The organism is Methanoculleus sp. (genome assembly GCF_030019085.1).
GTDB lineage: Archaea > Halobacteriota > Methanomicrobia > Methanomicrobiales > Methanoculleaceae > Methanoculleus.
This window is the reverse complement of the sequence record NZ_JASEFJ010000038.1, coordinates 1-5,525: the sequence shown is the minus strand read 5'-3', so window position 1 is coordinate 5,525 and position 5,525 is coordinate 1. Positions and strand designations below refer to the sequence as shown.

Here is a 5,525-nt window from a genome sequence, read left to right as displayed (position 1 = left end):
CTGCGGAGAGGAGCATCGCGATGTAGGCGTCGCCCCACTTCTTCAGGAGTTCGATCCCCTGCTCAAACGAGTTCCGGTAGATGCTCCGGATGGTCGAGAGTTCCGTGGCGATGAAATCCGCGTCGGGAACACCGGAATCGATGGCGTTTGAGTATCGGTTGAGCATACTCTTGAGCGTGGCGTTCCTGCACCGCTCGGCGATGGCCCGGAGTCCCCCGGCGTAACTCTGGCCCCAGCCGGCAACCTGTCGCTGGACCTTTGCGATATAGCGTGAGGGGGCATACTCCGACCGCTCGGAGGTGTACTGGAAGATCTCGGGCCTGGTCACGGCCGAGGTGGTGATCGCGGCCATGTAGGTGTACATGAGGAGCAGGTCCTGCTCCATCTTCTTGTTCTCGAGGATGGATGACCGGAGTTCTTTCAGGGATTCGATCTGCTCCTCAAACGGGATCTTCCCCTGGTTTGCCGTCCGCAACCGCTCGGTCACGCTCTCGAACAAACGTTACACCTCGATGGTGAGCAACCCCTGTCTCTTGATCTTTGTGATCATGTGGAACAGGTCCCAGAACTGGGTGTAGCCGGCTTTGTGGAGTCGTTCCAGGATCCTGGCACGTTTATCGATCTCATCGTAGATCTCGGCCCGCCGGTTCTCGGGGATCCCGAGCATGGTTGCGATCTTGTTCTCAAGGAGGTAACTGCTCCCTCTCCCTGTGAAAGTGAAGGTATCGGTTGCTGGGTCCCAGACAAACGTGGCCATGAAGGAGAACCCCTGGGTCTCTGGGTCGTAGCCGACGAGCTCGTTTATGCTTAGCATCCGCCGGACGGTTCCGCCACCCGGGAGTTTGACGGCGCTCTGGATGATTACAATGTTCAGGTTATCGACAAAGGTCTTCGGGATGCTGATGGGGTCACCGCAGAGACGCTGGATCAGTTTCTCGATCGAAGCGGCGTGGAACGTGCTCATCACCGCATGCCCGGTCTGCATCGCGGAGAACGCAACAGACCCCTCAACCCCACGGATCTCACCGACCAGGATCTGGTTCGGGCGCTGACGAAGGGCAGACTTCAGGAGGTCGAACATCGTGACATCTGAGCCTTCACCCTCCCCCTTACCCTTGGCCTTTGCGACCTCTCGCGTCCAGTTCCGGTGGGGGACGGTAAGTTCAGGGGTATCCTCGATGGTGACGATCTTGCTCTCGGGTGGGAGGAAGGTCGTGAGGGCGTTCAGGGTCGTTGTCTTGCCGCTCGCCGTCTCGCCGGAGACGAATAGAGACATCCCGTACTCAAGGCAGATCCAGAGGTAGGCGGCCATCATGTAGTCACATGCCCCGCTCTCAATGACCTGCAGGATGCTCAGGGGGACCTCGTTTACCTTACGGATGGTGAAGTTGCTCCCGTGTTTGCTGATATCGGTTCCGTAGACGATGTTTATACGCGACCCGTCGGGGAGGGTAGAGTCGACAATCGGGTTCCGGTATGTCAGCGGCTGTTTGATCCGTTCGGCGAGTTTGATGACAAATTTGTCGAGTTCCTGCGAGTCCTTAAACCCGACGACCGATTTGAGTCCTTTGAAGATCTTGTGCTCGATGAAGATCGGGCCGACGCCATCACAGGTGATATCCTCAATGTAGCGGTCGGAGAGGAACGGTTTTAGCACCCCCATCTCGATCTTGTCGCGGACGATCATGTACTCGAGGGCGCGATACTCCTGTGGTGTGAGGATGATCCGGCCGTCGGCAAGTTCCGGGAAGCCGCTGGATGGGGGTTTTGCCGGCGCGCCGATGTCCGAGGTGAGGAAGGTCTTGATCCTGGTCTTGAGGTCTTTGGGTTTTCCGCCTGCAAGGAGAGACTCATCGATCAACTCGCCCGGTTGTTTGACATATACGAGTTGCTTGACGAACGTCCGAAGGGTCTCGATGCGTGCCTGCTCGGTCAGCGGTTCCTCATCAAGGGCGTCGATCATGTCGATCAGTCTGTCCTCGATCACCGGGAGGATTGCTTTGACGGAGTGGAGAAACGAGGGTTCGATCGGGATGTACCAGTTCCGGACATCGTTTGGGTCGGGAAAGATGTGGATGAACGTTGTATCGTTCACGGGGTAGATGATGTTCGGGTTCTCCAGCGATTTTAAGTCTTTCTTTAACTCCGGGAGAAAGAGGGGGATGCCAACTGTGTTTACCGGCAGGATGTGAAGATACTCGAGAAGGTGGGGGCTTTTCCTGACATATTCGCGGGCGTTTGAGGGGAGCATCCGATAGAGTGCGCAGGACTCGACGTTGTTGTAGCAGTCGTTCCCCTCGTCTATGTACTCGGGTTCGAAGGGGAGGGTTACCGTGGCTTCCAGGTCCGTTACCATTGTTATCACACCCTTGCGACGGAGACAGGGATCACTTTGATTCCGTAGCCGGGGTGAACCTCGAAACTGACGATGTTCCCCGTAGTCTTGCGGGCGCCGCGGACCTTGACCACCTCGAGCATCATGACGTACTTACCTCCGACAAGCGCCTTCTTCATGAAGAGGTGGGCGTCACAGATTGAGCGGATACGGACGAGTGCGTCCTCGACGAAGGCGTAGGTGTGCAGTGTGATCAGGATCGTCTTGCCGTGGTCGACAAGGTTCTTGCAGTTGGTAAAGAACGTGAGGACGGTGTCCTGGCTGGCATACTCGGTGAAGAGGGTGAGCGAGTCGATGACGATGATCTGGGCTCTGGTCTGCTCCATGAAGGCGATCATCCGCTCCAGGGTTCCATGCATCTTCTCCTTTGTCCACTCAAACCCGACGACGTGCATCGGAAAGACACGTAAGTAGCCCCAGGCAAAGTAGTCGGAGATGTCAAGGCTCATCGATTCCATCTGGGTGAGGAAACTCTTGCTCGTGTTCTCGGTCGAGAAGAGGTCGACGTTGAAACCCTGCTTTAAGGCGCCCCAGATGATCTGCTGCGTGAGGACGCTCTTGCCGGTGTCGTTCTCGCCCTCGATGAGGGTGAGCGACTGGATAGGGAGGCCATCGGCTATCTTCTTGTCGAGCTCGGAGTTTCCGGTGGAGAGGATGCTCTTGTCCGGCATCTCGAGAACGCTGCTCTGTGCTTCTTTGCTGATTGCCATCTTAATCACCGATGTATGCTGAGGCTGAGACGCCGTTTGGTGTGACGACCTGGACACAGGTGGGGTTTGCACCCCCCTCGAGGGTGACGGTGAGGTTGAGGGTCTCGCCGGGGTCCCACTGGCCGGGGTGGACGGTGTCAGGTTCGATGGTCAACTTGCTCCAGTGGTATGGGCCGGTGCCGAATGGGATGTAGACCGGGGCGGCCTCGTCGTGGAGGTAGACGTCGATTGAACGTATATCGACGATCGGTTCGTTCCCGGTGTTCTTTACATCGACGTAGAGGGTCAGGTTGTTCATGGTCGTGTTCTGTATCGCTATCGCTGTTCGCATCCGAGCTTCCTGGTGAGCGACAAGGTTGCTCTGCGCCTCGACCATCACCTCGGTGGTTGTGAGGGTGACGCCGATCAGGACGTAGGCGGTGATGACAAGGAGGAGGATGCCAACCCCGGCTGCGACAATGGATCCTGCGCTCATGATCAATCACCCGCGGTAAACGTGGTCGAACGGTAGATACCTGACGGGAGGACAAACTGGAAGTAGACTACATCACCGCTGGACGGGATCTTTGAGGTCATTCCTTCGATATAGAGGGTCTCGCCGGGGTCCCACTGGCCGTTGGTGTCTTCAAGGATCTCATACCTCCATGTTCCTTCGCTTAGGGTTGTTGAATGCGACAACCGGATGAAGTCGCCCTCCGCCCCGAGGAATACGTCGGCCTTCTCGATCTCGGTGGTCGCGATCCTCCCGGTGCCGATATTCTTTAACCAGATCCTGGCGGTGTTGCTATTGCCGCTGGCGTAGGTTGTTACTATCCGTATATCGGTGCTCAACCGTTCATCAACGGCGTGGGAGGAGGAAGATATGGTGCCTGAGAGGGAGTAGATCACTGGAAAAACTGCGTTAATAAGGACGCCGGCCGATATGACGGCGGCGATAAGGAACATCGCTGTGGTGATGGCTTCGCTTGACATTCGTTGATCCTGTCCATTCTACCCGGTCCTGTTAGATCCTGTCCAGCAACTCGGCCCAGGCATCGCCGGTATCCCCTTCCAACCGGGGTTCGCCCTTATGCTCTTTTGTGCCGCGCCGCGAGTGCATCAGCACCTCGATCATGTCCCGGTCGAGTGTGGAGTCTTCGGGGTCGAGGATCCTGTTCAGGACGTAGAGTTCGGAGACAAACTCGTTTGGGCCGATCTCCTCTACCGCTTTGCTGGCATCGGCTACCATCCGCATGATCTCGCGGATCTGTCCTGCTACATCCTCGCTGATGTAGCCCATCGACTGGTATGCATCGATCATGATCCCCATCCGTTCACGCCCGTATCTGCTGCATCCCCGGTTCACCCACTCAAAGAGCCGGTGAACCTTCTGGAGTTTGAGTTTTGACGGAGATCTGGGCCGGGAATCTTCGGCGGGGGTGAAAGGATTGAACCCGGGAGGGGAAACCATTCCGGCGTCTGGCAACGGGGAGAGGGAGAGACTGGGCGCTCTAAGAGTGGAGGGCTTCTCTCCGGGGTTCTGGGGCGGGGGTGATACCTCTGCCAGCGGTTCCTGGGCTGGAACTTCTTCTTTACCTTTCCCGGCCAGGGTATCATCGGCAGGCGTCTCCCAGTGGCCCTCCTTGCGCAGAGAGGCAGCGCTCGTGAATGGGTTGTCCAGTTCGTTCAGTCGTTCCCGCAGGTCGATGAGCAGCCGTTTGATCGACGTCTTGACGAAGTCCAGTTCTTTCTCGAGGGCGTCGAGACGGGCCTCAGGGTCCTCGGTGGATGCCCCGGCAAGTATCTTATCGATCTGAGCCTGGTCTACCCCAGCCATTATGGTGATTTATATAATCACTATTATTTATAAACTTTTGCTACAACCGATCTCTGATTCTTTGCTGGTTTCGTGTGTTCTGGGGGTTGTTGCCCGGATGGTGAGGGGGACGACAAACCAGGGGTATCCCGGGGTGGCTGGAGGGAGGGCTCTGCCATTCACACCAGCGGTAAGGTGGGATATGAGCCCATCGGGTCAACGGTCTGTGGGGATAAATCATCCTCTTTTACTATGGAACTGTCAATGCATGTTAGAATACCATCTCGGACACCCCCACCTCCCGGCCGCCCAAGAAGGCCTCCTCCCGCCCCAGTCCAGGGGGCGGGCAGTGATCGGCGATTGACCCCATGGCCGTGCAAAGGGAGGCTCTCGCTGTGATACTCTGGATGCATACCCGGACACTGTATCCATGGGGAATCACACTCGTGGGGTGGGGCTGACGGGGAGGGGGACGGGACGTCCCCCGCCCCATGTCTCTACACGTCTCCAGGAATACGGCCTTTCGCAGAACACCCCCGCCTCCCGGCGCGTTCCGCGCCTCCTCCCGCCCCCTGCGAGGGGGCGGGCAGTGTTCGGCGATAGACCCGGATGGCCGTGCCAGGGG

Annotated in this window: 5 protein-coding genes and 1 pseudogene; all 6 read right to left on the bottom strand. The window is 57.6% G+C overall.

Going from position 1 to position 5,525, the window contains the following annotated elements; all coding sequences use genetic code 11:
- A pseudogene (locus QMC91_RS09640) lies at positions 1-499 on the bottom strand (flagellar assembly protein FlaJ); the annotation flags it as partial.
- Positions 500-502: 3 nt separating this feature from the next.
- Positions 503-2,356, bottom strand: a complete 1,854-nt coding sequence (locus tag QMC91_RS09635) for a type II/IV secretion system ATPase subunit (RefSeq protein ID WP_300238030.1) — start codon at positions 2,354-2,356, stop codon at positions 503-505.
- 5 nt (positions 2,357-2,361) lie between these two features.
- Positions 2,362-3,105, bottom strand: a complete 744-nt coding sequence (locus QMC91_RS09630; protein WP_300238029.1) for an ATPase domain-containing protein — start codon at positions 3,103-3,105, stop codon at positions 2,362-2,364.
- A 1-nt stretch (position 3,106) separates the two neighbouring features.
- On the bottom strand, positions 3,107-3,580 hold the full coding sequence (locus tag QMC91_RS09625) for a flagellar protein FlaF (RefSeq protein WP_300238028.1): 474 nt from the start codon (positions 3,578-3,580) through the stop codon (positions 3,107-3,109).
- 2 nt (positions 3,581-3,582) lie between these two features.
- Positions 3,583-4,077 carry a flagellin gene (locus QMC91_RS09620; protein ID WP_300238027.1) on the bottom strand — a complete coding sequence of 165 codons (495 nt, stop codon included), beginning with the start codon at positions 4,075-4,077 and terminating at the stop codon, positions 3,583-3,585.
- A gap of 31 nt (positions 4,078-4,108) precedes the next feature.
- Positions 4,109-4,921 (bottom strand): FlaD/FlaE family flagellar protein, encoded by an 813-nt coding sequence (locus QMC91_RS09615; RefSeq protein ID WP_300238026.1) that lies wholly within the window; start codon positions 4,919-4,921, stop codon positions 4,109-4,111.
- Positions 4,922-5,525 lie beyond the last annotated feature (604 nt).

Excerpts from the sequence above, each read along its gene's own strand:
- QMC91_RS09615 (WP_300238026.1), bottom strand. The coding sequence starts at position 4,921 with ATGGCTGGGGTAGACCAGGCTCAGATCGATAAGATACTTGCCGGGGCA.
- QMC91_RS09635 (WP_300238030.1), bottom strand. The coding sequence starts at position 2,356 with ATGGTAACGGACCTGGAAGCCACGGTAACCCTCCCCTTCGAACCCGAG.
- QMC91_RS09620 (WP_300238027.1), bottom strand. The coding sequence starts at position 4,077 with ATGTCAAGCGAAGCCATCACCACAGCGATGTTCCTTATCGCCGCCGTC.
- QMC91_RS09630 (WP_300238029.1), bottom strand. The coding sequence starts at position 3,105 with ATGGCAATCAGCAAAGAAGCACAGAGCAGCGTTCTCGAGATGCCGGAC.
- QMC91_RS09625 (WP_300238028.1), bottom strand. The coding sequence starts at position 3,580 with ATGAGCGCAGGATCCATTGTCGCAGCCGGGGTTGGCATCCTCCTCCTT.